Origin of the sequence: Arthrobacter sp. 135MFCol5.1, from assembly GCF_000374865.1 — a bacterium.
Lineage (GTDB): Bacteria > Actinomycetota > Actinomycetes > Actinomycetales > Micrococcaceae > Arthrobacter.
This window is the reverse complement of the sequence record NZ_KB895452.1, coordinates 177807-203263: the sequence shown is the minus strand read 5'-3', so window position 1 is coordinate 203263 and position 25457 is coordinate 177807. Positions and strand designations below refer to the sequence as shown.

Genomic DNA, 25457 nt, shown 5'->3' with positions numbered 1-25457 from the left:
TCACTTCCGAACCGGCCGCAGCCTCCGTCGCCGCCGCGGCTGCGGAGGTACGGGGCGGCGCTGTCCAACCATTAAACAGAACTGCCCGGCCGGAGTCTGGTATTTCGACGTCCGGCCGGGCAGCCTTACGGTTTACTTCTTTGCAAATGCCTGCTTCAGCAGCAGGTCCTGTTCAGCGGCGTGCCGCTTCATGGAACCTGCAGCCGTTGAGGCGGATGCCGGCCGGGACACCAGGCGGACGCGGCGGTCCAGTGCCTCCGGCAGGTTCAGGCCGATGAACGGCCACGGACCCTGGTTGGCGGGCTCGTCCTGCGCCCACACGACCTCGGCGTTCGGGTACTTGGCAAGCTCCGCGGCGATCTCCGCGTGCGGCAGCGGGTAGAGCTGCTCGACGCGCACGATCGCGGTGGTCTTGTCTCCGGTCTTCTGGCGGGTGGACAGGAGATCGTAGTACAGGCGGCCGGATACCAGGATGACGCGTTCGACGGCGGTGGCCGGCAGCTGCTCGTGCTCGCTGATCACCGGGCGGAAGGCGCCGGTGGTGAAGTCCTCCACGGACGAAGCGGCAGCCTTCAGGCGCAGCAGCTGCTTGGGCGTGAAGATGATCAGCGGCTTGCGCGGGCGGCTGTACGCCTGGCGGCGCAGCAGGTGGAAGTGCGAGGCCGCCGTGGTGGGGTTGGCCACGATCATGTTGTCTTCGGCGCACAGCTGCAGGAAGCGCTCAATCCGTGCCGAAGAGTGGTCCGGGCCCTGGCCTTCGTAGCCGTGCGGGAGCATCAGGACAAGCGAGGAGCGCTGGCCCCACTTCTGCTCGGCGGAGGAGATGAATTCGTCGATGATGGTCTGCGCACCGTTGACGAAGTCACCGAACTGGGCTTCCCAAAGGACCAGCGCGTCAGGGCGCTCCACGGAGTAGCCGTACTCGAAGCCCATGGCAGCGTATTCGGACAGCAGGGAGTCGTAGATCCACAGCTTGGCCTGGTCATCGGAGAGGTTGCCCAGGGGCAGCCATTCCTTGCCGTTGGCGCGGTCGTGGAAGACGGCGTGGCGCTGCACGAACGTGCCGCGGCGCGAGTCCTGGCCGGCGAGGCGGACGGGCACGCCTTCCATGATGAGGGAGCCGAACGCTGCGATCTCGCCGAAGCCCCAGTCGATGCCGCCTTCGCGGGACATCTGCTCGCGTTTCTCCAGCAGCTGCTTGAGCTTGGCATGGACGGTGAAGCCCTCGGGAACCTCGACGTGGGCTTTGCCGATCCGGGCCAGGGTCTCGGCGCTGATGGCGGTGGCGACCGGTGCACTGACGTTGGAATCGGACTGCTGGGCCATGGGGCGCTCGATATCGGATACGGCGGCGGAGTCGGCGGTCACGATCGGGATCGGCGAGGTCTGCGCGGCGTGGGTCTCCGCGAAGACCCGCTCCAGCCGTTCCTGGTAGTCGCGGAGCAACTGCTCGGCTTCTTCCTCGGTGATGTCCCCGCGTCCGATCAGCGATTCGGTGTACAGCTTTCGGACGGAGCGCTTGGCTTCGATCAGGTTGTACATCAGGGGCTGGGTCATCGAGGGGTCATCGCCCTCGTTGTGGCCGCGGCGGCGGTAGCACACCATGTCGATGACGACGTCCTTGTGGAAGCGCTGCCGGAACTCGTAGGCGAGTTGGCCGATGCGCACCACTGCCTCCGGGTCGTCGCCGTTCACGTGGAAGACGGGCGCCTGGATCATCTTGGCGACGTCGGTTGAGTACGTGGACGAACGCGAGGACGACGGGGCGGTGGTGAAGCCCACCTGGTTGTTGACCACCACGTGGATGGTGCCACCGGTGCGGTAGCCGCGCAGCTGGGACAGGTTGAGCGTCTCCGCCACGACGCCCTGGCCTGCGAAGGCGGCGTCGCCGTGCACCATGATGGGCAGCACTGGGAAGGATTCGCCCTGGTCCAGGCGGTCCTGCTTGGCGCGGACAATGCCCTCGAGGACGGAATCGACGGCTTCAAGGTGCGACGGGTTGGCGGCGAGGTAGACCTTGGTCTCCTTGCCGTTGTCGGAGGTGAAGGTACCCTCGGTGCCCAGGTGGTACTTGACGTCGCCAGAGCCCTGGACGGAACGCGGATCCTGGGTGCCTTCGAATTCGCGGAACACCTGGGCGTAGGTCTTGCCGGCGATGTTCGTGAGCACGTTGAGGCGGCCGCGGTGGGCCATTCCGATGGCAACTTCGTCCAGGCCGTCGTCGGCAGCGTTGGACATGATGGCGTCCAGCAGCGGGATCAGCGATTCGCCGCCCTCGAGCGAGAATCGCTTCTGGCCTACGAACTTGGTCTGCAGGAACGTTTCGAAGGCCTCCGCGGCGTTCAGCTTGGAAACGATCCGGATCTGTTCTTCGCGGCTGGGCTTGGAGTAGGGGTGTTCCAGCTGGTCCTGGAACCACTTGCGCTCGGCCGGCTCCTGGATGTGCATGTACTCGATGCCGGTGGTGCGGCAGTAGGCATCGCGCAGGACGCCCAGGATGTCGCGGAACTTCAGCATCGGCTTGCCGCCGAAGCCGCCGGTGGGCCACTCGCGGTCCAGGTCCCACAGGGTCAGGCCATAGGTGAGGACGTCGAGGTCGGGGTGCTTGCGCTGGACGTATTCGAGCGGGTCCGTGTCCGCCATGAGGTGGCCGCGGACGCGGTATGAGTGGATCAGCTGCTGGATCCGGGCCACCTTGTTGATCTCGTCGGCGGGATCCACCTGGAGGTCGGGGCTCCAGCGGACGGGCTCGTACGGGATGCGCAGTGCTTCGAAGATCTCGTCGTAGAAGTTCTGGGCCCCGAGCAGGAGCTGGTGGACCAGCTTGAGGAACTCGCCGCTGCCTGCGCCCTGGATCACGCGGTGATCGTAGGTGGAGGTCAGGGTGAGGACCTTGCTGATGGCGTTCTGCGCAATGATCTTTTCGCTGGCGCCCTGGAACTCGGCGGGGTAGTCGAGGGCACCGACGCCGATGATGGCGGCCTGGCCCTTGGAGAGGCGGGGTACCGAGTGGACGGTGCCGATGCCGCCCGGGTTGGTCAGGGATACCGTGGTGCCCTGGTGGTCCTCAGCGGTCAGCTTGCCGTTGCGGGCGCGCTTGATGAGGTCCTCGTAGGTGTGCCAGAACTCGGCAAAGTTGAGGGTTTCGGCCTTCTTGATGTTCGGGACCATCAGCAGGCGGGTGCCGTCCGGCTTGGGCATGTCGATGGCTATGCCGAAGTTGACGTGAGCGGGCTGGACGGCGACGGGCTTGCCGTCCACTTCGTCGTAGTACACGTTCATGGACGGGAACTGGGAGAGCGCGCGGATGACGGCGTAGCCGATCAGGTGCGTGAAGGAAACCTTGCCGCCACGGGCGCGGGCAAGGTTGGAGTTGATGACCACGCGGTTGTCGATCAGCAGCTTGGCGGGGATGGCGCGGACGCTGGTTGCGGTGGGCACCTCGAGGCTGGTCACCATGTTGGTGGCGATGGCCTTGGCAGGGCCGCGCAGGATCGAGACGACGTCCTCTTCGGGAGCCGTGGGGGCCTTGACGTTCTTGGGCAGCTGGGCCGGGATGGGCTGGGCGCCGGTGCCTGCACCGGTCTTCGTGCCGCCGTCGCGGGCCTCGGTTGCAGGAGCCTTTTTGACCGGCGCAGGGGCCGGGGCGGCGGGTGCGGCAGCAGCGGGTGCTGCCGGGGGAGCGGCGGGGGCTGCTGCCGGCGACGGTGCCGGCGCGGCGGGAGCTGCCTTCACGACGGGGAGTTCCCGGGTGGCGGGGTGGGCTGCGTGTGCGGAATTTCCATTGGAAGAAGAACCGTTGCCCGAGTCGAAGGATTCAAACAGCGGCCACCACTTGGCATCCACAGCGTTCTTGTCCTGTTGGTACTGCTCGTACAGTTCGTCAACGAGCCACTCGTTTCCGCCAAATTCCTCTGGTAGACGGTGGCTTGGCTGCTCTGGCACTTGAAATACGCCTCTTCCATGAGTTTGATTTCTCTCCGGCCCCCCGGTGCTTCAGCACTGCGATCGAACCAGTCTCTGCGTCCTCTGAACCCAGACCTTTGCAAGTCTAGTGAGCATCGTGTGTTAACTGCCAATAAGGGTGACCCAAATCATGAAGTGACGATCGCCGGCCCTATCGAGGGCATTCCGGGAGGCACAGCAAGGCCTGCCGGATCACCGGGAGAGGCATGCCTGTGACCGTGTTTCAGGGGCCGGCGACGGACTGGTGCCGCGTGGTTGCGCGGGGCCGCTCCTGTAGACTGAAATTCTTATGGACAGTAAATCTAGGTGCCGGCCTGGGCGCTGTCAGCGGAGCTCGAAGAGAAGCGCCGCGCAGTCCGCCCCCAGAGCCGGCAAACCCCGACAACGCGCCCATCACCAGAAGACGGCCCAGCTTGCCGCAACCCGCACGGACCAGGCGTCGGTTTCGGCCGATCATCCTCCGCCGGGACGACACATCCTCTCCGTTCCAGGTTTGACTGCCCATCCCGCGCACCGGGCGGGGTGCTGAATGGAATGGCTCCTCCTCGCAGCAGGTTTGCTGCTGATCGCCGGCACGGGCTTTTTCGTGGCCGTCGAGTTTTCCCTCATCGCGTTGGACCAGCCCACGGTCCAACGCGCCATTGACGACGGCGATGCCGGCGCGGTACCGCTGCTCACCTGCCTGAAGTCGCTGTCCACCCAGCTCTCGAGCTGCCAGCTGGGCATTACCCTGACCACCCTCCTGACCGGTTACGTCATGGAACCCTCCGTGGGACATATCCTCAAAGGCCCGCTGGCCGCCGCCGGACTGCCCCCCGTGGTGGTCGAATCGGCCTCGCTGGTCCTGGCCATGGTGGTGGCCACCCTGCTCTCCATGCTCCTGGGGGAGCTGGTGCCCAAGAACATGGCGATCGCCCTGGCATTCCCTGTGGGCCGTGCCCTGGCCGGCCCGCAGCTGGTCTTCACCACCATCTTCAAGCCTGCCATCCTGGTCCTCAACGGATTCTCCAACCGGGTCCTGAACGTGTTCGGACTGGAAGCCAAAGAGGAAATTTCCGGCGCCCGCACCCCGGCGGAGCTGGCCTCGCTGGTCCGCCGTTCCGCCGCGATGGGAACGCTCGACGCCGGAACCGCCAACTTCATTGCGCGCACCCTGGACTTTTCCACCCGGACGGCGGCGGATGTGATGACGCCACGCATCCGGGTGGAGACGATCGACGCCGACCAGCCGGTGTCCGACGTCGTGGATGCCGCGCGCCGGACCGGGTACTCCCGGTTCCCCGTGATCGGTGATTCGGCCGATGACATCCGCGGGCTGGTCCACGTCAAGAAGGCCGTCGCCGTCCCGTGGGAACGCCGGCGGAACCTTGAGGCGGGCGCCATCATGACCGAGGTCCTGCGCGTGCCCGAGACCATCCACCTCGATGCCCTGCTGGCCGAGCTGCGGGAGGGCAACCTCCAGCTGGCAGTGGTGCTGGACGAGTACGGCGGGACCGCAGGCATCGCCACGCTGGAGGACCTCGTGGAGGAGATCGTCGGCGAAGTGGCGGACGAGCATGACAAGGTCCGCCCCGGGCTGCTGCAAAGCGCCTCCGGCGACTGGTACTTCCCGGGCCTCCTGCGTCCGGACGAGTTGTCCGAACAGATTCCCGGTCTCAGTGTGCCCGATGAGGCTGCGTACGAGACCGTGGGGGGATACGTGATGAGCAAGCTGGGCAGGATCGCTGCCGTGGGGGACGCCGTTCCTGTCGGCGGCGGAACACTCAGCGTGACCAGGATGGACGGCCGCAGGATCGACCGCATCTGCTTCCGGCCCGACAAGGAAACCGGAACGCCGGACGCCAGTGACGGGAGCAACCCATGAGCGACTGGGCCGGAATAATGTGGCTGGGCGTACTCCTGCTTGGCAATGCCTTCTTCGTGGCGGCGGAGTTCGCCATCATGTCGGCGCGCCGCAGCCAGATCGAACCATTGGCCGACGCCGGGTCCAAGCGGGCCCAGACCACCCTGCGGGCCATGGAGAACGTCTCGTTGATGCTCGCGTGCGCGCAGTTGGGCATCACTGTCTGCTCCCTGCTGATCCTGCTGGTGGCCGAACCCGCCATCCACCACCTGCTGGCTGTTCCCATCGAGACGGTTGGCCTGCCGGCCGAGGCTGCGGGCGTGGCTGCCTTCGCGGTGGCCCTGCTGCTGGTGACGTTCCTCCATGTCACCTTCGGCGAGATGGTGCCGAAGAACATTTCCGTCTCCGTGGCGGACAAAGCCGCGCTGCTGCTGGCGCCGCCGCTGCTCTTCGTAGCCCGGCTGGTCCACCCGGTGATTTCGGTCCTCAACTGGTCGGCCAACCACATCCTCAAACTCCTGAGGATCGAGCCCAAGGACGAGGTAACTTCCTCGTTCACGCTTGAGGAAGTCCAGTCGATCGTCCAGGAGTCCACCCGTCACGGCCTGGTGGACGACGACGCCGGGCTGATCAACGGCGCCCTTGAGTTTTCCGAGCACACCGCCGAGGACATCATGGTGCCGCTGGAGAACCTGGTCATGCTTGGTGCGGCCACCACCCCCGTGGAGTTCGAGAAGGCGGTCAGCAGGACGGGGTTCTCCCGGTTCCCCATGCTGGATGACGAGGACATGCTGTACGGCTACCTCCACGTCAAGGATGTGTTGTCCATCCCGGAGTCCGGCTATGAGTTGCCGATCGCCGAGGGCCGTGTCCGGTCGCTGGCCAACCTTGCCTTGGATGACGAGATTGAAAAGGCCATGTCCGTCATGCAGCGCACGGGCTCCCACCTTGCTCGGGTGATCGGCCCGGATGGCAGGACGCGCGGGGTGTTGTTCCTCGAAGACGTGATCGAACAGCTTGTTGGTGAAATCAGGGACGCCACGCAGGCAACCGGGATCCGCCGGCTGGGCCAGCCCAACGGAAGCCAGAAGGCTAAATAGGAATCATTCGCATTTAGGTATAGGCTGGCACTGTTGACGTCCCCTCCTGTGAACTGAGGTATCCCCCGTGCGCCGTAATGCCGCTGCCCGCTCCTTCGTTGCCGCCCTCGCGGGGCTTGGCCTCCTGCTGAGTGCATGCAGCACGCAGTCCGCATCGACGCCCGACACCGGGGCGGGCGTCAATGTCGTAGCGTCGACGAACGTCTACGGGGACATCGCCAGGGCGATCGGTGGGGACAAGGTGAAGGTCACCGCCATCATCAACAACACGGCCCAGGATCCGCACTCCTATGAGGCAACCGCGCAGGACCGGCTCGCCGTTTCAAAGGCGCAACTGGTCATCGAAAACGGCGGCGGCTATGACGATTTCCTCCACACCCTGGTGGAGGGGAGCAAGCTGGACAGCGCGGCCGTCCTCACCGCCGTCGAGGTCTCGGGCCTCGCCCACCCGGAGGACGCCACGGCCCATGCCACGGCGTCCGCAACTGCCGCCGCCGACACGCATGACCACGGCGATTTCAACGAACACGTCTGGTACAGCCTGGCGGCCATGGAGCGGATGGCCGACAGCATCGCTGGCAAGCTCGGCACGCTGGACCCGGCCTCCGCCGCCACGTTCACGGCCAACGCAGCCTCGTTCAAATCCGGGTTGTCGGCCCTGCACAGCCGGCTGGACGCTGTGAAGGCCTCCGCGACAGGAGGCAAAGTGGCCGTCACGGAGCCCGTTCCGCTGTACCTGCTGGAGGACGCGGGCTTGGAGAACGCCACGCCGGAGCAATACACTGCTGCGATTGAAGAGGGAAGTGATGTTCCGCCTGCCGTCCTGAAGGAAGCCACTGACCTGGTGGCGTCCAAGAGCGTGCGGCTGCTGGCTTACAACGCCCAGACCGAAGGGCCGCAGACCGAGGCGCTGAAGAAGGCGGCGGAGGCTGCCGGCGTTCCGGTGGTGGATTTCAACGAAACCCTGCCCGAAGGCAAGACCTACCTGCAGTGGATGACGGACAACGTGAACAACATCAGCAATGTCGTGGAGGCCAACCGGTGAATTCCGTTGTCAGCCTCAAGGGTGCCGGGCTTGCGTTCGGCCAGCGGACGCTTTGGTCCGGCCTTGACCTGGACATCCGGCCGGGCGAGTTCTTCGCCGTGCTGGGCCCGAACGGCAGCGGCAAGACCAGCTTCCTGAAAGTCCTCCTGGGCCTGCAAAAGCTGCACGCGGGACAAGCCACGCTGGGTGGCCGTCCCGTGGAACGCGGCAGCAGCCTGATCGGCTACATCCCGCAGCAAAAATCGTTCCCGGTGGACACGCCCATGCGCGCCCGCGACCTGGTGGGCCTGGGGGTGGACGGCCACCGCTGGGGCGTCCGGCTGTCAGCGGCGAAAATAAACCGGCGCGTGGATCAACTCCTGGAACTGGTAGGGGCCACCGACTACGCCAAGGTGCCGGTAGGCCAGCTCTCCGGCGGCGAGCAGCAGCGGCTCCGGGTGGCCCAGGCGCTGGCCACCGATCCCCAGGTTCTGCTCTGCGACGAGCCGCTGCTGTCCCTGGACCTGCACCACCAGCAGGCGGTCAGTGCGCTGATCAACAAGCAAAGCCATGAGAAGAACAGCGCGGTCGTCTTCGTCACCCATGAGATCAACCCGATCATCGATTACGTGGACCGGGTGCTGTACCTGGCCGGCGGTCGTTTCCGGGTGGGAACGCCGGAAGAGGTCATGACCACGGAAGTGCTCTCGGACCTGTACGGCAGCCATGTGGAGGTGATTCACGCCAACGGCAGGATCGTCGTCGTCGGCCTGCCGGATGCCACCACGCACCATCATCATGCCGGGGCGGACGCACTGGCCGGGGAGGTGGCGTGATGGACGCCAACAGCATCTTGGGGGCCATCTTCAACTTCGACAACTACGGCGAGCTCCTCGTCCTGGTCCAGAATTCGATCTGGGCCGGCGCCGTCCTCGGACTCCTCGGCGGGCTGGTGGGGACGTTCGTCATGAAGCGCGACCTTGCCTTCGCGGTCCACGGCATTTCCGAGCTCTCCTTCGCAGGTGCGGCCTTTGCCCTGCTCATCGGCGCCGACGTGGTCTTCGGCTCGCTGATCGGATCCGTGGCGGCAGCACTGTTGCTGGGCCTGATGGGCGTCCGGGCCAGGGACAAGAACTCGATCATCGGCGTGATCATGCCGTTCGGGCTGGGCCTGGGAATCCTGTTCCTGTCCCTCTACCAAGGCCGCGCAGCGAACAAGTTCGGGCTGCTCACCGGGCAAATCGTCTCGGTGGACACCGTCCAGCTCCAGGCACTGGCCGGGGCGGCCCTCGTAGTGATGCTCGCACTGGTGGCCATCTGGCGGCCGCTGAACTTTGCCAGCATCGACCCGGAACTTGCGGAGGCGCGGGGAGTTCCCGTGCGCAGCCTGGCCATCGTGTTCATGATCCTGCTGGGCGTCAGCGTGGCACTGTCCATCCAGGTGGTGGGGGCCCTCCTGGTACTCGCACTGCTGATCACACCTGCCGCTGCTGCCCTGCGGGTCACCTCATCGCCGGTATGGGTGGTTATCCTGAGTGTCCTTTTCGCCGTTACGGCGACCGTGGGCGGAATCCTGCTGGCCTTGGGCGGCCGGATCCCGATCAGCCCTTACGTCACCACGTTGTCATTCCTGATCTATGTTGTGTGCCGCGTCATCGGTTCCGTGCGGGCGGCCCGCGGAATCAACGGCAGGGTCCTCACAGCTGCCCGGCAGCCTTAAGGGCAGTGCAGTCCGGGCACAGCCCGAAGATCTCCACCGTGTGGTCGACCTCGGTGAAACCATGTTCGGCCGCTGTCCGCGCTGCCCAGGTTTCGACGGCGGGTGCCTCCACCTCCACGGCCTTGCCGCAGTTCCTGCACAGCAGGTGGTGGTGGTGCACGGTCACGTTGCAGCGCCGGTACACGGCCTCGCCGTCGCCATTGCGCAGTACATCCACCAAGCCCTCATCCGCGAGGGACTGGAGGATCCGGTAGGCCGTGGCGAGGGATACGGACACGCCCTGGTTGTGCAGGATCCGGTAGAGCTCCTGCGTACTGACGAAGTCATCAAGGTCGTCCAGGGCTGCGCTGACGGCCTTGCGCTGCTTGGTGACGCGCTGCTCCTTGCCGCCTCCTGCCGGGGATGGGGCGGCGGAATCAGCCTTGACGCCGATCGGCATGGACAAACTCGCTTCCGTGGGGGGCAAACACCAAGATTACCAGCCGGCGCCTCGTGGACACGGTTCCGGGACGCGCCCTAGGCTGGCGCCATGAAGCTGACCAAATACACCCACGCCTGTGTCCGGCTTGAGAAGGAGTCCGGGGTCCTGGTCCTTGATCCGGGCACCTTCTCCGAATCAGCCGAGGCCCTTGCCGGGGCTGACGCCGTCCTGGTGACCCATGAGCACCAGGACCACCTGGACACCAAAGCCGTGGTGGAGGCCCTCGCCAGCAACCAGGACCTGGCGCTGTACGCGCCCGGGTCCGTGTCCGACCAGCTGCGCGGGGAAGCTGCCGGCGCCGCCGGGAGGATCCACACGGTTGACCCGGGGTCCTCGTTCCAGGTTGCAGGGTTCGAAATCCGCAGCTTCGGCGGACAGCATGCCCTGATCCACCCCCAGATCCCGATGGTGGCGAACATTGGCTACCTGGTGGACCGCAATGTCTACCACCCGGGAGATTCATTCATCATCCCTGACGGCCTCAGCGTGAAAACCCTGCTGGTGCCGCTGCACGCACCGTGGAGCAAGTCCGCCGAGGTGGTGGACTTCGTCATCGGAGTGCGGGCACCGCAGGCGTTCCAGATCCACGACGGCCTGCTCAATGAGATCGGACTGGGCATCATTGAGGGCCATGTGCAGCGGATCGGTGCGAAGTATGGCACCGAGTACAGGCACCTGGCTGCCCGCGAGTCCGTGGAGGTCTAGTCCGCCGTCCACTCGCCGGTGTCGAGGAAGCGTGAGATCACGGCCTCGTAGGGCGCCGGATCCAGCCCCTGCGACGCCAGCCACTCCGGGTTGTAGTAGTTGCCCGCATAGCGCTCTCCGCCGTCGCACATCAATGACACAATGCTGCCTCGCCGGCCATCGGACAGCATCCGTGCCACCGTTTGCCAGACACCCCAAAGGTTGGTGCCGGTGGAGGGTCCGGCGTGCAGGCCGGCGTAGGAGTCCAGGTGGCGCATGGCGCCGACGGACGCCGCGTCCGGCACCTGGACCATCCGGTCGATGACGGTGGGGACGAAGCTTGGCTCCATCCGCGCCCGGCCGATGCCTTCGATGCGTGACGGCAGGCCGGTGGGCTGTTCAGCCGTGTCCGCCAGCCAGCCGGGGTAGAAGGCCGAGTTTTCAGGGTCCACCACCAGGAGCCGGGTGGGATGGCTGTGGTAGCGCAGGTAGCGGCCGATCGTGGCACTGGTCCCGCCGGTCCCCGCGCCCACCACGATCCAGTCCGGAACCGGATGCTGTTCCAGGCTGAGCTGGCCAAAGATCGACTCGGCAATGTTGTTGTTGCCGCGCCAGTCGGTGGCCCGCTCCGCATAGGTGAACTGGTCCATGTAGTGTCCGTTGCAGGTGGCCGCCACGTCTTCGGCCACGGCGTAGACATCCGAGGCGTTCTCCACCAGGAGGCACGTGCCGCCGAACTGTTCGATCAACGCGATTTTTTCCGGGCTGGTGGTACGGGCCATCACCGCGATGAAGGGCAGCCCCAGCAACCGGGCGAAGTAGGCCTCGGATACTGCGGTGCTGCCGCTGGAGGCTTCCACGATGGTGGTGTCCTCGCGGATCCAGCCGTTCACCAGCCCGAACAGGAAAAGGGACCGCGCCAGCCGGTGCTTGAGGCTGCCGGAACGGTGGGTGGATTCGTCCTTGAGGTAGAGCTGGATGCCCCACTGCTCCGGCAGCGGCACCGCGTAGAGATGGGTGTCTGCCGACCGGTTGTTTTCCGCCCTGATGGTCCGGATGGCGTTGTCTGCCCATTCCCGGTCTGCCCCGCCGCGGCGGCTGCCGTCCCCGTCTGCGCTGCCCTCGATCTTCACCGGACCAGCCTACCCGCGCGGGCGGCCGCGGCGCGCTTAGAGTGGGATCCGTTGGCAAGATCCACACACCAAGCCTGAGCCGCGGCCCGGATCCGCAGAAGGAGTGCACATGAACCCGCTGATGGATGTCTCCCGCCTTGAGTCGCGGCGGGCCGCCGGCCACCGAACAGTCCTGCTGGATGTCCGCTGGGTGCTCGGCGACCCCCGCGGGCACGAGCATTACCTGCGGGAGCACCTGCCGGGAGCTGTCTTCGTTGACCTGGCCACCGAACTTGCGGACCCGGCCATCCCGGACCGCGGGAGGCACCCGCTGCCTGGCGCCGGGCAGTTCCAGGAGGCGGCGCGGCGGTGGGGGATCCGGAACGGCGACGTCGTGGTCGCCTACGATGACAGCGCCAACATGGCGGCCGCCAGGCTCTGGTGGATGCTGCGCAACGCAGGGTTTGCCGAAGCATACCTGCTCGACGGCGGCCTGGCCGCCTGGCGAAAGGCCGGCCTGCCCCTTGAATCCGGCCCCGTCCAGACCGTCCGCGGCGACGTAGACCTGGGCGGCGGCGGGATGCCGGTGCTCGACGCCGGCGCTGCCGCCACCTGGTCCGGCCACGGGTTGTTGCTCGATGCGCGGGCGGGGGAGAGGTACCGGGGCGAGGTCGAACCCGTTGATCCGCGGGCCGGGCACATTCCGGGAGCGGTCAGCGCGCCCACGGCGGACAACGTGGACGATTCCGGGTACTTCCTGCCACCGGCAGAGCTGCGCCGGAGGTTCGAGTCCCTCGGGGCCGGCGGTGACCTGCCCATCGCCGTCTACTGCGGGTCCGGCGTCACAGCGGCCCACCAGGTGGCCGCGCTGGAACTGGCCGGCTTCACGGCTGCGCTCTATCCGGGGTCGTTCTCGGAATGGTCCAACCGCCCCGGCCTGCCGGTGGCGACCGGTCCGGAACCGGGAGGCACCGGCGCCCCGGCTGGAAACTTCGCCGACGGCAAGGGTAGCGTCGGACCATGACACCTGGACGCCCCGTGCCGCCACCCCTCGCCCAACCTATTGCGGCCGCCGCCGACCCGCGGCCGGCGGAGGACGGCGGACGGCTGGCCGGCGCCTACGGCGCAACCTCCGGGGACAGCGGGCTCGTGCCCCTGACCGTGGCCCGGCGCACTCCCAAACCGGACGACGTCGAGATCGCCATTGAATTCTGCGGGCTCTGCCATTCGGATGTGCACGCCACCCGCGGAGAGTGGGGCACGCAGGCCTATCCACTGGTTCCCGGGCACGAGATCGTGGGAACGGTCAGCCGGACTGGTGCCGGCGTCACCGACTTCGCCATCGGCGATCGCGTGGGCGTGGGCTGCATGGTGGACTCCTGCCGCGAATGCGGGAGCTGCCTGGACGGCCTGGAACAGTACTGCGAAAACGGGATGACCGGAACCTACGGCGCCAAGGACCGGAGGAACGGCGACGCCATCACCCAGGGCGGATACTCCTCCTCCATCGTGGTGGACAAGCGGTACGTCCTTCATGTCCCCGCTTCCCTGGACCCGGCCGGGGCCGCGCCACTGCTCTGCGCAGGCGTCACCACGTTCTCCCCGCTGCGGCATTTCGGTGTGGAGGAAGGCGACGTCGTGGGCGTGGTGGGCCTCGGCGGACTGGGCCACATGGCCGTCAAGCTCGCCAAAGCCATGGGTGCCACCGTGGTGGTATTCACCACGTCCGAGGCGAAAACTGCTGCCGCCCTGGAACTGGGTGCGGACCGGGTTGTCCTGTCCCGGGACGACGCGGCCATGGCTGGTGCCGACCGGAGCATCGACCTCATTATCGATACCGTTGCCGCCCCGCACGACCTGAACCCGTACTTCCGGACCCTGCGGGTCGACGGGGCGCTGTTCCAACTGGGCCTGCCGTCCGAGGCCATGCCCCCGGTCAATCCGGGCTCACTGATCCGGCGCCGGATAGCCTACGCCGGATCGCTGATCGGCGGCATCGCCGAAACCCAGGAGATGCTGGACTTCTGCGCCGAGCACGGCGTGGTGGCCGACATCGAGCTGGTGGCCGCCGGAGAACTCAATGACGCCTACGACCGAATGGTTGCGGGAGACGTAAAATACCGGTTCGTGCTGGATACCGGCACGTTGCAGCCAGCCGCCGAGGAGGCAGACGCATGAGCACCCTTTTCACCCGGATCCTGAATGGTGAGATCCCCGGCAGGTTCGTTTGGCGTGAAGACGACGTGTCCGCATTCCTCACGACCGGACCGCTCGCCGATGGGCACACGCTGGTGGTTCCCACCGAGGAAGTGGACCGCTGGACCGACGCATCGCCGGAGACCCTGGCCCGTGTCATGGAGGTTGCCCGGTGCATCGGGGCCGTGCAAGTGGACATTTTCAACGCCCGGCGGGCCGGCTTGATCGTGGCCGGGTACGAGGTCAACCACCTGCACGTCCACGTATGGCCCTCCCGGAGCATGGCCGACTTTGACTTCGGTTCTGCAGACCAGAACCCGGACCCCGCTGTCCTGGACGCCAACGCGGAAAAACTCCGTGAAGGCCTCCGCGCGGCCGGCTACGGGGAGTTCGTACCCGAAGGGTAGGTTCAGCTCCTGCGGGGAGTCATCGCCACCATCCCCGCGTAGGTGAAGCCGCCGCCGAACCCGAACAGCAGTGCGGGGACATCCTCCGGGATCCGCCCGGCATGCCACCATTTGCTCAACCCGAGGGGCACACTGGCCGCGGAGGTGTTCCCGGACTCGGTGACGTCGGTGATGACGATCCGGTCCGTCAGGCCGAGGGCTTCAGCGAGCGGCTCGATGATGCGCAGGTTGGCCTGGTGTGCTGCCAGGACCTGGATGTCGTCCATGGCCAGGCCGGCGCGGGCCACCACTTTGCGGGCGCGCTCCGGGGCCCTGGTCAACGCCCACCGGAGGACCTCCCTGCCGTTCTGCGAGAACCTGCCCGCCGGCGGGGAGATCCGGACGGCGTCCGCCATGCCCGCCTCAGAACCCCAGACCACCGGCCCCACCCGCGGTGTGGCGGACGGACGGACGACGGCGGCGCCTGCACCGTCGGCGGTGAGCACCGCCGTCGCGCGGTCCGTCCAGTCCGTGACCGCGGAAAGGGTTTCCGCCCCGACCACGATTGCGTGCGTGGCGCTTCCGGTACGGATGGCCTGGTCAGCCACGCCGAGGGCGTATTCGAAGCCGGAGCACGCGGTGTTGATGTCCATGATTCCCGGGCCGCGGCCGTCCCTGCCGAGGCCCAGTGCCTCCGCGATGCGGCCCGCGGTGTTGGGGGACCGCTCCGCCGCCGTGGTGGTGGCGACCACCACCAGGTCGATGTCGGAAGCGTCGACCCCGGAATCAGCGAGGGCCATGCGCGCAGCGGGAACCGCGAGGTCCACCACCGTTTCTCCCTCGGCCACAATGTGCCGGGTCACGATGCCCGTACGCTGCCGGATCCACTCGTCGCTCGTGTCCATCATGCCTTCCAGTTCATGGTTGTCCATGACATGCGCCGGCTGGGCGTGGCCCAAGCCGGCGAGCTCTGTCCCGGCAGGACCCTGGGCAAGCGTGATCTTCATTGAGTTCCTCTTCTCTGGACGGGCGTCGTCAGGCCGGTGCGAGCGCCTTGTTGAGCACCACGCGGATGCGTTTCTCGGACACCGAATACGCGGTTCCCAGCTCGACGGCGAACAGGCTCACCCGAAGCTCCTCGAGCATCCAGCGCACCTGGGTTAACTCCCGGCCGGCGCGGCGGCCGGGCAGCAGCGCCGAGACGGCGTCGTCGTAGTCGTCTTCGAGCCGCTGGATCACGGCCATATTGACGGCGTCGCGCTGGACGTTCCCCGGCAGCCGCTCCAGCCGCTTTTCGATTGCGGCCAGGTACCGCGGCAGCTGGCTCAGCTGGGCGTAACCCGTGCGTGCTACAAAACCCGGGTAGACCAGCTGTTCCAGCTGGCTCCTGACGTCGTTCAACGCGCTGATCAAGGCCAGGCTGGTAGTGCCTTTGAGCTGTTTTTCAATCCGGCGGGTGCTCGCCAGGATGCGTTCGACCACCGCGGTCACGGTAAACACCGTATCGATCAGTTCGGCGCGGACCACCTCATACAGTGAATCGAAGGCCGTGCGGTCCCATGGCAGGTCCACCGGCGTGAGCTTGTCGATGGCCGCCAGCGCGCAGTCAGCGATCAGGGCCGAGACCGAACCGTGCGGGTTCTGGCTGAAGGTGAGCTTCTCCGTGTTGCTCAGGTGCTCCAGGACGTAGCGGTCCGGGGCTGGAACGCGCAGAGCCAGCAGCCTGATGACGCCGCCGCGCATCGCCTCGAGCTGTTCCTCCGGGGTTTGGAAGACGCGGAGGGAAACAGACTGGCCCTGGTCCACGAGCGCCGGATAGCCGGTGACGGTGTGGCCTTTGACCATGCTGCTGACCTGGCGCTCGATCGCGCCGAAACTCCACTCCGTCAAGCCGTCCTGCTCCACGAACCCGGCCGCGGCGTGCTGCCCCGGCACTCCTGGGGCCTGCTGCCGGGCCGCCGGGCCGTCGTCGGACGCCTTGCCGCCCCGGCGCTGCGCAGGGCCTGTACCGCCTGGCGCTGTGGTCGCGGGAGTGGCGCCGAGCGATTCGGCAATGGCACGCCGCGTTGCCGGTGCCAGCTGCTCCTGCAAGGCGGCAAGGTCCTTGCCCTCGCCGAGGACCTTGCCCTTGCTGTCCACCACCTTGAAGCTGACGCGCAGGTGCGTTGGCACGGAATCCCAGTTCCAGGAGCCGGGCGGGATGACCGCGCCGCGGAGGCGCCGCAGTGCCAGCTCCAGCGACGGCTCCAGCTCATCCGTGGCGGGGTCGAAGTCCGCTTCGAGGAGCGCCACCGCCTGGCGGGCAACGTCAGGGGCCGGAACAAAATTCTTCCGGACCTGCTTGGGCAGCGACTTGATCAGGGCAGTCACCAGCTCCACCCGCTGGCCTGGGATGAGCCAGCGGAAGGGAGCATCGTCGAGCTGGTTCAAGAACAGGACAGGCACCTCGGCCGTGACACCGTCGGAGGGGTCGGGCAATCCGCCCGGGGCCACCGGATGGAACTCGTACGTCAACGGGAGTTCGAAGCCCTTGTGCAGCCAGGTCTTCGGATAGGCGGACTCGTCCAGGTCCTCGGCATCGTCGCTGAGCAGCAGCGACTTGTCGTAGTCCAAGAGGTCCGGGTTATCGCGCCGGGCGTCCTTCCACCATTTGTCGAAATGGCGCTCGGACACCACGTCGGCGCCGATCCGGGCGTCATAGAAATCGAACAGCGTCTCATCGTCCACCATCAGGTCCCGGCGCCGCATGCGCGCCTCGAGTTCCTCGACCTCATGCAGCAGTGCCCGGTTGCGGTGGAAGAACTTGTGGTGGGTGCGCCAGTCGCCCTCCACCAGTGCGTGCCGGATGAACAGCTCCCTGGCCACCACCGGGTCAACGCGGCCGTAGTTGATCCGCCGCTGGGCGATGATGGGCACGCCGTAAAGGGTGACCTTTTCGTACGCCATGACGGCACCCTGCTTGGTGGACCAATGCGGTTCGCTGTAGCTGCGCTTCACCAGGTCCGGCGCCACCTGCTCTGCCCAGACCGGATCGAACTTCGCTGCCACCCTGGCCCACAGCCGGCTGGTCTCCACCAGCTCCGCCGCCATCACGAACGTGGGGGACTTCTTGAACAGCGCTGAGCCCGGGAAAATGGCGAACCGGCTGCCGCGGGCGCCGGCGTACTCGCGTTTGCGTTCGTCCAGGATTCCGATGTGGCTCAGGAGCCCGGAGAGCAGGCTGATGTGGATGCCGTCATGGTTGCCCACCGGATCCGTGAGGCGCTTGTTGTCCAGGGTGATGCCCAGCGGCCGGGCGAGCTGGCGCAGCTGGGCAAAGAGGTCCTGCCATTCACGGACCCGAAGGTAGTTGATGAACTCGGCGCGGCACAGGCGGCGGAACGCCGACGAGGACAGCTCCTGCTGCTTCTCCTGCAGGTAGTTCCAGAGGTTCAGGAAGCCGGTGAAGTCGGAATTCTCATCGCGGAAGCGGTTGTGCTTTTCCGCTGCCAGCTGCTGTTTGTCCGTGGGCCGCTCCCGCGGGTCCTGGATGGTGAGGGCGGCGGCCAGGACCATGACTTCGCGGACACAGCCGCGTTTCCCGGCTTCCACGATCATCCGGCCGAGGCGGGGGTCCACCGGCAGCTGGGCGAGTTTTTGCCCGACGGCGGTGAGGCCGCTGCCCCTGGCCCCGCCCTTGGTGCCGGCCTCCGGGGTGCCGGATGCGTGCTGCGGCCTGGCCGGGGCCAGTGCGCCGAGTTCGCGCAGGAGGGTGACGCCGTCGTTGATGGCCCGCGTCTCCGGGGGCTCGACGAACGGGAAGTCCTCAACGTCCTTGGGGCTCTTGGCCACGCCCATGGCCGTCATTTGCAGGATCACGGCGGCGAGGTTGGTCCGCAGGATCTCCGGATCCGTGAACTTCGGCCGGGACTCGAAGTCTTCCTCGGAGTAGAGGCGGATGGCGATGCCGTCGGACACGCGTCCGCACCGGCCGGAGCGCTGGTTCGCTGACGCTTGCGAGACACGCTCGATGGGGAGGCGCTGGACCTTGGTGCGGTGCGAATAGCGGGAGATACGGGCAGTTCCCGTATCCACCACGTACTTGATGCCTGGAACCGTCAGCGATGTTTCGGCCACGTTGGTGGCCAGGATGATCCGGCGCTTGCTGCCCGGGTGGAACACTTTGTGCTGCTCCTGCAGGCTCAGGCGGGCAAACAGGGGGAGGATCTCGGTGTTGGCCAGCCTGCGGTTGGCCTGGATGCGTGGCTGCAGCGCCTCCGCTGCGTCACGGATTTCACGCTCCCCGGAAAAGAACACCAGGATGTCCCCGGGAGCCTCCGCCGCGAGTTCGTCGACGGCGTCGCAGACAGCATCCAGGGGATCGCGGTCTTCCTCAAGTTCGTCGTCCGAGGCGTCGTCCTCATCGGATTTCGGCTGCGACAACGGACGGTATCGGACTTCCACGGGGTACGTGCGGCCGGAGACTTCGATGATGGGAGCCGGTGCGTCCGCACTGCCGAAGTGGTTGGCAAACCGTTCAGGATCGATGGTGGCCGAGGTGATGATGACCTTCAGGTCCGGCCGCTGCGGGAGGACCCGCTTGAGGTAGCCCAGGATGAAGTCGATGTTCAGGCTTCGCTCGTGGGCCTCATCAATGATGATGGTGCTGTACTTGCGCAGCAGCCTGTCCCGCTGGATCTCGGCGAGGAGGATGCCGTCGGTCATCAGCTTGACCTTGGTGTCCTTGCTGACTTCGCCGGTGAACCGCACCTGGAAGCCGACCTCCTGGCCGATCTCCACGCCCAGTTCCTCTGCGATGCGCTCGGCCACGGTGCGCGCGGCCAGCCGGCGGGGCTGCGTGTGCCCGATCAGGCCCTTCTCGCCCAATCCCAGTTCCAGGCACATCTTGGGGATCTGGGTGGTTTTTCCGGAGCCGGTCTCGCCGGCGATGATGGTCACCTGGTTGGCGGCGATCGCTGCCATCAGGTCCTCGCGGCGCTCGGAAACCGGCAGCTCGGCGGGATAGGAAATATGAAAAGTCATGGCTGCAGACAGTCTACTGCTGCGTGGCGGAGCGATCGGCAGGGGCCGGCCCGCAGCCCGGCGGTCAGGCGGGCTCTTCCGGACTGTCCGCGGCACGTGCGCCGCCATCGGACTCCTCCGCCGCAGCCCGTGCTGTGTCCACCAGGACCCGCCAGGGACCGGTGAGGGCCTGTTCCGGAAGGGCCGCCCTGCGCCGGCCGGCAGTGATGGCGTAGATGAAGCGGTCCGGCTGCGGCGACTCGATGGCGGCGGCCGCCGCCCGCCTGGTGCTGGGAACGGTATCCCACGGGCAAGCCTCAAGAATGGGCTGCCATTGGCTGAGGTCGCTGTCCGTCCGGGCATCGACGGTCCACACCCTGGTGGCAGCCGCGAGCCCGCCGCTGCGCTCCACCTTGATCTTCATTGCAGGCCCCCGGGCTTTCGGACGTTCCGGCGGCCGGAGGACGGCGCGCCGGAACAGTGGCTAAACCTTGACCCTCACAGTTTCCCACGCGCCGCGGACGGCGTCATGTTCCTTGGTTCCGGCGCCGAACAGGTCCACGGCCGCGCGCACCGTGGCACGGGCAAAGACGGTGAACGTGGCCGCAGCCGGCAGCGCGCCGTTGGTCAGTGTCTCGTACCAGATCCGGCCCGGCGCCTCCCAAGCGTTGCCTCCGAGTGCGCTGGCCACCAGGTAGAAGGCGCGGTTGGGGATGCCGGAGTTGATGTGGAGACCACCGTTGTCCGCGCTGGTCCGGACGTAGGAATCCATCGAGTCCGGCTGCGGATCCTTGCCGAGCACGTCGTCGTCGTACGCTGTTCCGGGCGCTTTCATGGAGCGGAGCGCTGCCCCCTGCACCTGGGGCGTAAAGAGGCCTTCGCCGATCAGCCAGCTTGCCTCGGCAGCCGACTGTTTCCTGACGAACTGCTCAACGAGCGCGCCGAAGACGTCGGACAGCGATTCGTTCAAGGCGCCCGCCTGGTTCCGGTAGGCGAGCCCGGCAGAGTACTGGGTGACACCGTGGGCAAGTTCGTGCCCGATGACACTGACGGATTTGGTGAAGCGTTCGAATACCTCGCCGTCCCCGTCACCAAAGACCATCTGGCTGCCGTTCCAAAAAGCGTTGTCGTAGAGCTTGCCAAAGTGCACCGTGGCATCGAGCTTCATTCCGCGGCCGTCCACTGAGTCCCGTCCAAAGGCCTCGGCATACAAGCGGTGCGTATGTCCCAGCCCGTCATAGGCCTCGTCCGCTGCGGCGTCGCCGGACAGAGCGGCAGCTTCCGCGCGGACCAAGGCGCCAGGCAGTGTTTCGGTACCTCCGGCGTCGTAAATGCTGCGGGCCACCGGTTCCGGCGGTGCCTGGCGCAACCCGGCCGTTGGGGTGGCCACCCCCTGGGCGCGGGCTGCCTGGAACGATTCGACGTGTCCCAGGGCTTTCCTGGCGGCGCTCGCCGCGGCGGAGTATTGCGGTGCGGCCTCCCGGGCCAGCCGCCGCAACAGGTAGGGCGGAACGATGGAACAGAACGGAACATGCATGGCGTACCCCCTCAGTTAGGTCTTTTCAGACTACGAGCGGGCACTGACAATCGGCCGTAGGCACGGTACCCGGACTTGATGGGCCGTGCCGGCGCCCGGAAGCCCTGCGGTTGGGTACGGTAAGCCCATGGCGCAAACCGAAGAGCGATCCAAGTCCAGTTCAACGCTGCTGACTGTCATCATCGCGTTCGCGGCCAATATCCTCGTGGCGGCGGCCAAATCGGTGGCGGCCGTCCTCTCCGGATCGGCCTCGATGGCTGCGGAGGCAGCGCATTCCTGGGCGGACACCGGAAACCAGGTATTCCTGTTCTTCGCGGAGCGGCGGTCCGCCCGGCCCCGCGACAAGGGCCATCCCATGGGCTACGGGCGGGAAGCCTACGTGTGGTCGATGTTCGCAGCGTTTGGGCTTTTCACCGCCGGCGCGGTGGTTTCCATCATGCACGGCATCCAGGAGATTATTCAGCCCGAGCCTGCCGCAGACTTCATGGTCGCGTACGTGGTCCTGGCCGTCGCCCTTGTATTTGAGGGGATTTCGTTCATCCAGGCCTTCCGGGAAACCCGCAAGGCGGCCCACGAGCTGGAACGGCACACCCTGGAGCAGGTCCTCATCAGCTCCGACCCCACCCTGCGGGCCGTGTTCGCGGAGGATGCGGCTGCGCTGATCGGACTCGTCGTGGCCTTCGTCGGCGTGTTCCTGCACCAAGTCACCGGCTCGCCGCTGCCCGATGCCGTCGGTTCGATCGTCGTGGGGGTGCTGCTCGCCGTCGTCGCCGTCCTGCTGATCGACCGCAACCGGCGCTTCCTCGTGGGCCAAGGCGTCACCCCGGACATCGAACGGTCCATGGCACGGCGGATGCTGGAGCACCAGGACATCGCCAGGCTCACGTACCTGCACCTCGAGTTCGTCGGGCCCCGGAAGCTGTACCTTGTTGCCGCCGTGGACTTGCAGGGCGACCACCCTGAGCACGAAGTGGCGGTGGCCCTGCGCCGGATCGAGCGCGAACTGGAGGACCACGAAACGGTCGAGGAAGCCGTGCTGACGCTGGCCACACCGGATGAGGCCGCACTGAGTTTCTAATGCGGCGAAAACCAAAAACCCCGCCGCTTCAGTGAAGCGGCGGGGTTTTCCTGTGGTGCCCTCGATAGGATTCGAACCTACGACCTTCTGCTCCGGAGGCAGACGCTCTATCCCCTGAGCTACGAGGGCAATCCGGATTTCCTGCCGTTGCCGGCGGGACGTCCTAGAGCTTAGCAGGAAGGTGGCCCGCAAGGGAAAACCGTCCTTGGCGGCACGCTTGGGGCCGGCCGCGGTGCCTGTTCAGTAGCCCGAAAAGGAGTCGGTGTGGACGCGGCGCGCCCCCGCCCGGCGGGCTTCGCGGCGCAGCGCGGCAACGCTCGCCGGGGACCCGGACACATAGACCTCCCGGCCCGCGATATCCGGGACCAGCGCGGTCAGCATCCCTGCGTCCAGCCTGTGGCCCGGTGTGTGGGCGCCGGCACCGTCCGAAGCGGCACCTTCAGGCCCGGGGAACGCCGGAGCCAGTCCCGACGGCGGCCCGGAACCATCGGCCACCCGCACCAGGACCCTGACGCCCGAGTTGCGGAGTTCGTCCGCATACGCCACCTCGTCCGCGCTCCGGGCCAGCAGCAGGAGCACGGCATCCCGGTCCCGCAGTCCTCCGGCGGACAGATGCGATACGAACGGGGTGATACCGATGCCCGCCGCGACCAGGAGCACGGGCCTGTGGGGGTCGCGGGGAAGGACGAAATCGCCGCCCACGGACGTAGCCGTGACTTCATCGCCCGGGCGCAGGTCCAACAACGCCTTCTTGGCCCCGGACAGCGGCCCGGCGGTCCGCACCCCGAACCGGACTAACCGGTCGCGCGGAGAACCCGTCAGGCTGAACACCCGGCGCCGCCCCTTGCTGTCACGCTTCCCATGCGGAAGATCCAGTTCCATGTATTGCCCGGGCACGAACCGGACCGGCCGGGACGGAACAAATGAGAACTCCGTAGTGCTGGGAGTTAGCGGCCGGGTGCCGGCGAGCCGCAGCTTCACCGCGCCGCGCTGGCCCGCCAGGAAGGCCAGGAGGTTGCCGGTCAGGAGGGCCGCTTCCGGCGAATTCGCAAAAGTTCCCAGGTTGTAGGGGACGGCAAACAGGATCCCCACCACGGCGGCCAGGGACAGTTGCTGCCAACGCCGCGGAGGCAGGGTCAAGGGTTCGGTGAGCATGAATCCCACGAAGAACAGCACAGGCCGCTGGGCCAGGGCCTGGTAAATGCCCATGCCGGCGGTCATGCCCGCACGGAGCAGTTCACCGGTGATGATGGCGGTGGCCACCACGGTGAACACCGATGCCATCAGCACCTTGCGGGTCCGGTACAGGACCAGCAGCACGCCGGGAACCACCAGCCACAGCATGGCGGGGGTGGCGGCCCACCAGGTGGCGATGTTCATCCCGGTGAGCCCGGTGACGAAGGCACCTGCCGCGGCGGGATTGAAGATGTGCCGCCCCCGCCATGCCAAGGCATATTTCGACGCCGACGCCAGCACGCACGCCAGCGCCACCCCTGCGAGATCCATCGGTTGCAGGGACGGCCAGAACAGGAAGTACAAGAGGAGCCCCGTGATCAGCGAAGACTCCGAATGGGGGTTCACCCGGAAGACCGCTGCCAGTCCACGGTTGGTGGCGTAGGTCAGTCCCAGGCACAGGGCCAGGTGCGCCAGCATCTCCGGAATGCCGAACGTCAACCAGCCCAGCACGTCGAGCAGCAGGCTGTAGGCCGCAAGGGCGGCCAGGACCAGCAGGATCAGCCGGTACATGGTGAGCTTGCCCACGGCAGAACCCACCCGGCCGGCCAGGGAGGGAAGCGGGCCTGCTTGCGGTGTTTCCACGGGCTTCATGCGAACAGTGTCCCTTCGAAGGCGGCTGAATAGGCTGCGCTGCCGTCGGAAAAAACGGTCAGCCAGGAAAACTCGAACTCATCCTCAAGCGTGCCGCCCGGAACGAAGAAAAGCGCCGTCGCCAGAGCATCGGCCAGCACCGCGGTGTCCGCCAGTGCCCAGGTGGCGACGGCGGTCCGGACCGGCTGTCCGGTTGTTCCGTCGAGCACGTGGTGCAGTCCGTCGCCCCAGGCACGCCGGTTGGCCGCGGAAGCACACAGGGCCCGCCCGGCCAGCTCCACGACGCCGATGGCCTGGGCCGGGTTGTAGGGGTGTTCGAGGGCAACACTGACGGGGTCCGGGCCGCGGACCAGCAGGTCGCCGCTGGCATCAATGATGAAGGATCCGGCGCCGGCGCCTTCCAGTTCGGCGGCCAGCAGGTCCACCAACAAACCCTTGCCGGCGGCGCCGATGTCCAGCACCACCGGCTCGCTGGCCGTCAGGCTGGTCCCGGACCAGCTGAGGACCGACTCCCAGGCGGGCGCGGGGAGTGGCGGACCTGCCGGCCGGAGCGAGTAGGCGGGATCGTAACCCAGCCGTTCCAGGCTGCCGCCGATCAGCGGCGTCATGGCGCCACCGGTCAAACCGTACAGTGTGGAATACAGCGGGCCGAGCGCTGCGGCCTCCTCGGGAAACCGATAGCGCCCCGGTGCGCGTGCCATCGCCGCCACCAGCGAGTCGGCCCTGAACCTGGACCACGCGGCGTCGAACCCTTCAATGCGGTCCAGGAGGCTCTCCCGCAGCGCCGCCGTCAAGGGCAGGGGAGTGGAGATCTCCCAGTCGGTGCCGATCCCCTGGAACGCAAAGCCCTCCCAGTCCGTTCCGGACACCGCCTACTGCGCCTCCGACTTGATCTTGCCCACGGCCTGGTTGAAGCCTCCGCTGGTCAGGGACGAGCCGGCGACCTTGGACACATTGAGTTCGTCGAGGTTCTTGCCCACCACCTGCGCCGCGATGCCGCCGGCGAACTCGCCCTGGAACTTGCGGGTATTCGGGTTGGACGGGTGCTGGGTGATCTGCACGTCGGTGACTTTTCCCGCGGCCAGGGTCAACTGCACGCCGACCGTTTCCGTGCCGTTGGGGGAAACGTAGTTGCCGTCCGCGCTGTAGGTGCCGTCCTTGTAGCTGCCACCGCTGCCGGCCAATGCGGTGGAGCCGCCCGATGCCGCGGCGGAGCTGTTTCCGGCGGCGCCGTTGGTTGCCGGCGGGGCTTCGGCCGCCGAGGGTGCGCAGCCCGCCACGGTTCCGGCCAGTGACAAGCCGGCGATTCCGGCGTAGAGGGTCCGGCGGAGGGCGCCGCCCGCTGCCGGCGGGCTTGCGGGTACGGACGGGCTTGTGCGGGTGGAGGGTCTCATGAAGGCTCTCGTTTCACTCGGAGGTCATGCCGTGCGGCAGTGGCTACGCTCTGGACAACGCCGGATCTGCCCGAAAGGTTCACGCGGGGGCTCCGGCCGGCGTTAAAT

20 protein-coding genes and 1 tRNA gene are annotated in these 25457 nt (G+C 66.9%); 10 read left to right on the top strand and 11 right to left on the bottom strand.

Translation table 11 applies throughout. The features are described from left to right. Positions 1–132: 132 nt before the first annotated feature. Entirely contained in the window at positions 133–3945 is a 3813-nt protein-coding gene (locus C563_RS0100930) for a multifunctional oxoglutarate decarboxylase/oxoglutarate dehydrogenase thiamine pyrophosphate-binding subunit/dihydrolipoyllysine-residue succinyltransferase subunit (RefSeq protein WP_018760157.1), read from the bottom strand. Positions 3946–4495: 550 nt separating this feature from the next. Between C563_RS0100930 and C563_RS0100925 the strand changes: the two genes are divergently transcribed. From C563_RS0100925 to C563_RS0100905, 5 genes are all read left to right on the top strand, one after another. Next, the gene (locus C563_RS0100925) at positions 4496–5830 is read left to right on the top strand and encodes a hemolysin family protein (RefSeq protein ID WP_026264244.1); all 1335 of its coding nucleotides are present in this window, start codon (positions 4496–4498) and stop codon (positions 5828–5830) included. Then, positions 5827–6909, top strand: coding sequence for a hemolysin family protein (locus C563_RS0100920; protein WP_026264243.1), 1083 nt, complete (start codon positions 5827–5829; stop codon positions 6907–6909). Before C563_RS0100925 ends, C563_RS0100920 begins: the two co-directional genes overlap by 4 nt. A gap of 67 nt (positions 6910–6976) precedes the next feature. Then, a complete protein-coding gene (locus C563_RS0100915; RefSeq protein ID WP_018760154.1) occupies positions 6977–7954 on the top strand; it encodes a metal ABC transporter solute-binding protein, Zn/Mn family in 978 nt (325 codons plus the stop codon). After that, positions 7951–8769, top strand: coding sequence for a metal ABC transporter ATP-binding protein (locus C563_RS0100910; RefSeq protein WP_018760153.1), 819 nt, complete (start codon positions 7951–7953; stop codon positions 8767–8769). The genes C563_RS0100915 and C563_RS0100910 overlap by 4 nt, the downstream gene beginning before the upstream one ends. Beyond that, the gene (locus C563_RS0100905; protein ID WP_018760152.1) at positions 8769–9653 is read left to right on the top strand and encodes a metal ABC transporter permease; all 885 of its coding nucleotides are present in this window, start codon (positions 8769–8771) and stop codon (positions 9651–9653) included. Before C563_RS0100910 ends, C563_RS0100905 begins: the two co-directional genes overlap by 1 nt. Here the strand turns inward: C563_RS0100905 and C563_RS0100900 are convergent. Then, entirely contained in the window at positions 9631–10092 is a 462-nt protein-coding gene (locus C563_RS0100900) for a Fur family transcriptional regulator (protein WP_018760151.1), read from the bottom strand. The two genes, C563_RS0100905 and C563_RS0100900, sit on opposite strands and share 23 nt — an antisense overlap. Positions 10093–10182: 90 nt before the next feature. On the opposite strand from C563_RS0100900, the gene C563_RS0100895 reads away from it, so the two are divergent. Next, positions 10183–10839 (top strand): MBL fold metallo-hydrolase, encoded by a 657-nt coding sequence (locus C563_RS0100895; RefSeq protein WP_018760150.1) that lies wholly within the window; start codon positions 10183–10185, stop codon positions 10837–10839. Here C563_RS0100895 and C563_RS0100890 read toward each other — a convergent pair. After that, positions 10836–11951 (bottom strand): PLP-dependent cysteine synthase family protein, encoded by a 1116-nt coding sequence (locus C563_RS0100890; protein ID WP_018760149.1) that lies wholly within the window; start codon positions 11949–11951, stop codon positions 10836–10838. The two genes, C563_RS0100895 and C563_RS0100890, sit on opposite strands and share 4 nt — an antisense overlap. A gap of 109 nt (positions 11952–12060) precedes the next feature. Between C563_RS0100890 and C563_RS0100885 the strand changes: the two genes are divergently transcribed. From C563_RS0100885 to C563_RS0100875, 3 genes are read left to right on the top strand one after another with little or no spacing between them, the layout of a single operon-like run. Next, a complete protein-coding gene (locus C563_RS0100885; protein WP_018760148.1) occupies positions 12061–12954 on the top strand; it encodes a sulfurtransferase in 894 nt (297 codons plus the stop codon). Beyond that, positions 12951–14108 carry an NAD(P)-dependent alcohol dehydrogenase gene (locus C563_RS0100880; protein ID WP_026264242.1) on the top strand — a complete coding sequence of 386 codons (1158 nt, stop codon included), beginning with the start codon at positions 12951–12953 and terminating at the stop codon, positions 14106–14108. The genes C563_RS0100885 and C563_RS0100880 overlap by 4 nt, the downstream gene beginning before the upstream one ends. Next, on the top strand, positions 14105–14533 hold the full coding sequence (locus C563_RS0100875) for an HIT family protein (protein ID WP_018760146.1): 429 nt from the start codon (positions 14105–14107) through the stop codon (positions 14531–14533). The genes C563_RS0100880 and C563_RS0100875 overlap by 4 nt, the downstream gene beginning before the upstream one ends. A gap of 2 nt (positions 14534–14535) precedes the next feature. Here the strand turns inward: C563_RS0100875 and C563_RS0100870 are convergent, their stop codons facing one another. The 4 genes from C563_RS0100870 to C563_RS0100855 all read right to left on the bottom strand — a co-directional run bounded on the left by C563_RS0100870 (position 14536) and on the right by C563_RS0100855 (position 21050). Next, complete coding sequence (locus tag C563_RS0100870; RefSeq protein WP_018760145.1) at positions 14536–15519, bottom strand: beta-ketoacyl-ACP synthase III; 984 nt, start codon at positions 15517–15519, stop codon at positions 14536–14538. A 28-nt stretch (positions 15520–15547) separates the two neighbouring features. After that, the gene (hrpA, locus tag C563_RS0100865; protein WP_018760144.1) at positions 15548–19534 is read right to left on the bottom strand and encodes an ATP-dependent RNA helicase HrpA; all 3987 of its coding nucleotides are present in this window, start codon (positions 19532–19534) and stop codon (positions 15548–15550) included. A 64-nt stretch (positions 19535–19598) separates the two neighbouring features. Next, positions 19599–19937: a protealysin inhibitor emfourin gene (locus C563_RS0100860; protein ID WP_018760143.1), complete on the bottom strand. Its 339-nt coding sequence runs from the start codon at positions 19935–19937 to the stop codon at positions 19599–19601. Positions 19938–19997: 60 nt separating this feature from the next. Continuing rightward, positions 19998–21050, bottom strand: a complete 1053-nt coding sequence (locus tag C563_RS0100855) for a M4 family metallopeptidase (protein ID WP_018760142.1) — start codon at positions 21048–21050, stop codon at positions 19998–20000. 127 nt (positions 21051–21177) lie between these two features. Between C563_RS0100855 and C563_RS0100850 the strand changes: the two genes are divergently transcribed. Further along, positions 21178–22128, top strand: coding sequence for a cation diffusion facilitator family transporter (locus C563_RS0100850; protein ID WP_018760141.1), 951 nt, complete (start codon positions 21178–21180; stop codon positions 22126–22128). 53 nt (positions 22129–22181) lie between these two features. Here C563_RS0100850 and C563_RS0100845 read toward each other — a convergent pair. From C563_RS0100845 to C563_RS0100830, 4 genes are all read right to left on the bottom strand, one after another. Continuing rightward, positions 22182–22257, bottom strand: a tRNA-Arg gene (locus C563_RS0100845). Between the two features lie 111 nt (positions 22258–22368). After that, positions 22369–23955 (bottom strand): ferredoxin--NADP reductase, encoded by a 1587-nt coding sequence (locus tag C563_RS0100840; RefSeq protein WP_018760140.1) that lies wholly within the window; start codon positions 23953–23955, stop codon positions 22369–22371. Beyond that, positions 23952–24824 carry an FAD:protein FMN transferase gene (locus tag C563_RS0100835; RefSeq protein WP_018760139.1) on the bottom strand — a complete coding sequence of 291 codons (873 nt, stop codon included), beginning with the start codon at positions 24822–24824 and terminating at the stop codon, positions 23952–23954. Before C563_RS0100835 ends, C563_RS0100840 begins: the two co-directional genes overlap by 4 nt. Before the next feature lie 3 nt (positions 24825–24827). Next, complete coding sequence (locus tag C563_RS0100830) at positions 24828–25349, bottom strand: FMN-binding protein (protein WP_231369808.1); 522 nt, start codon at positions 25347–25349, stop codon at positions 24828–24830. Positions 25350–25457 lie beyond the last annotated feature (108 nt).

Bases quoted from the DNA above. Each gene is read 5' to 3' on its own strand.
- C563_RS0100905 (WP_018760152.1), top strand. From the start codon at position 8,769: ATGGACGCCAACAGCATCTTGGGGGCCATCTTCAACTTCGACAACTAC.
- C563_RS0100925 (WP_026264244.1), top strand. From the start codon at position 4,496: ATGGAATGGCTCCTCCTCGCAGCAGGTTTGCTGCTGATCGCCGGCACG.
- C563_RS0100830 (WP_231369808.1), bottom strand. From the start codon at position 25,349: ATGAGACCCTCCACCCGCACAAGCCCGTCCGTACCCGCAAGCCCGCCG.
- hrpA (WP_018760144.1), bottom strand. From the start codon at position 19,534: ATGACTTTTCATATTTCCTATCCCGCCGAGCTGCCGGTTTCCGAGCGC.
- C563_RS0100895 (WP_018760150.1), top strand. From the start codon at position 10,183: ATGAAGCTGACCAAATACACCCACGCCTGTGTCCGGCTTGAGAAGGAG.
- C563_RS0100875 (WP_018760146.1), top strand. From the start codon at position 14,105: ATGAGCACCCTTTTCACCCGGATCCTGAATGGTGAGATCCCCGGCAGG.
- C563_RS0100880 (WP_026264242.1), top strand. From the start codon at position 12,951: ATGACACCTGGACGCCCCGTGCCGCCACCCCTCGCCCAACCTATTGCG.
- C563_RS0100860 (WP_018760143.1), bottom strand. From the start codon at position 19,937: ATGAAGATCAAGGTGGAGCGCAGCGGCGGGCTCGCGGCTGCCACCAGG.
- C563_RS0100900 (WP_018760151.1), bottom strand. From the start codon at position 10,092: ATGCCGATCGGCGTCAAGGCTGATTCCGCCGCCCCATCCCCGGCAGGA.
- C563_RS0100850 (WP_018760141.1), top strand. From the start codon at position 21,178: ATGGCGCAAACCGAAGAGCGATCCAAGTCCAGTTCAACGCTGCTGACT.
- C563_RS0100840 (WP_018760140.1), bottom strand. From the start codon at position 23,955: ATGAAGCCCGTGGAAACACCGCAAGCAGGCCCGCTTCCCTCCCTGGCC.
- C563_RS0100885 (WP_018760148.1), top strand. From the start codon at position 12,061: ATGAACCCGCTGATGGATGTCTCCCGCCTTGAGTCGCGGCGGGCCGCC.
- C563_RS0100920 (WP_026264243.1), top strand. From the start codon at position 5,827: ATGAGCGACTGGGCCGGAATAATGTGGCTGGGCGTACTCCTGCTTGGC.
- C563_RS0100870 (WP_018760145.1), bottom strand. From the start codon at position 15,519: ATGAAGATCACGCTTGCCCAGGGTCCTGCCGGGACAGAGCTCGCCGGC.
- C563_RS0100855 (WP_018760142.1), bottom strand. From the start codon at position 21,050: ATGCATGTTCCGTTCTGTTCCATCGTTCCGCCCTACCTGTTGCGGCGG.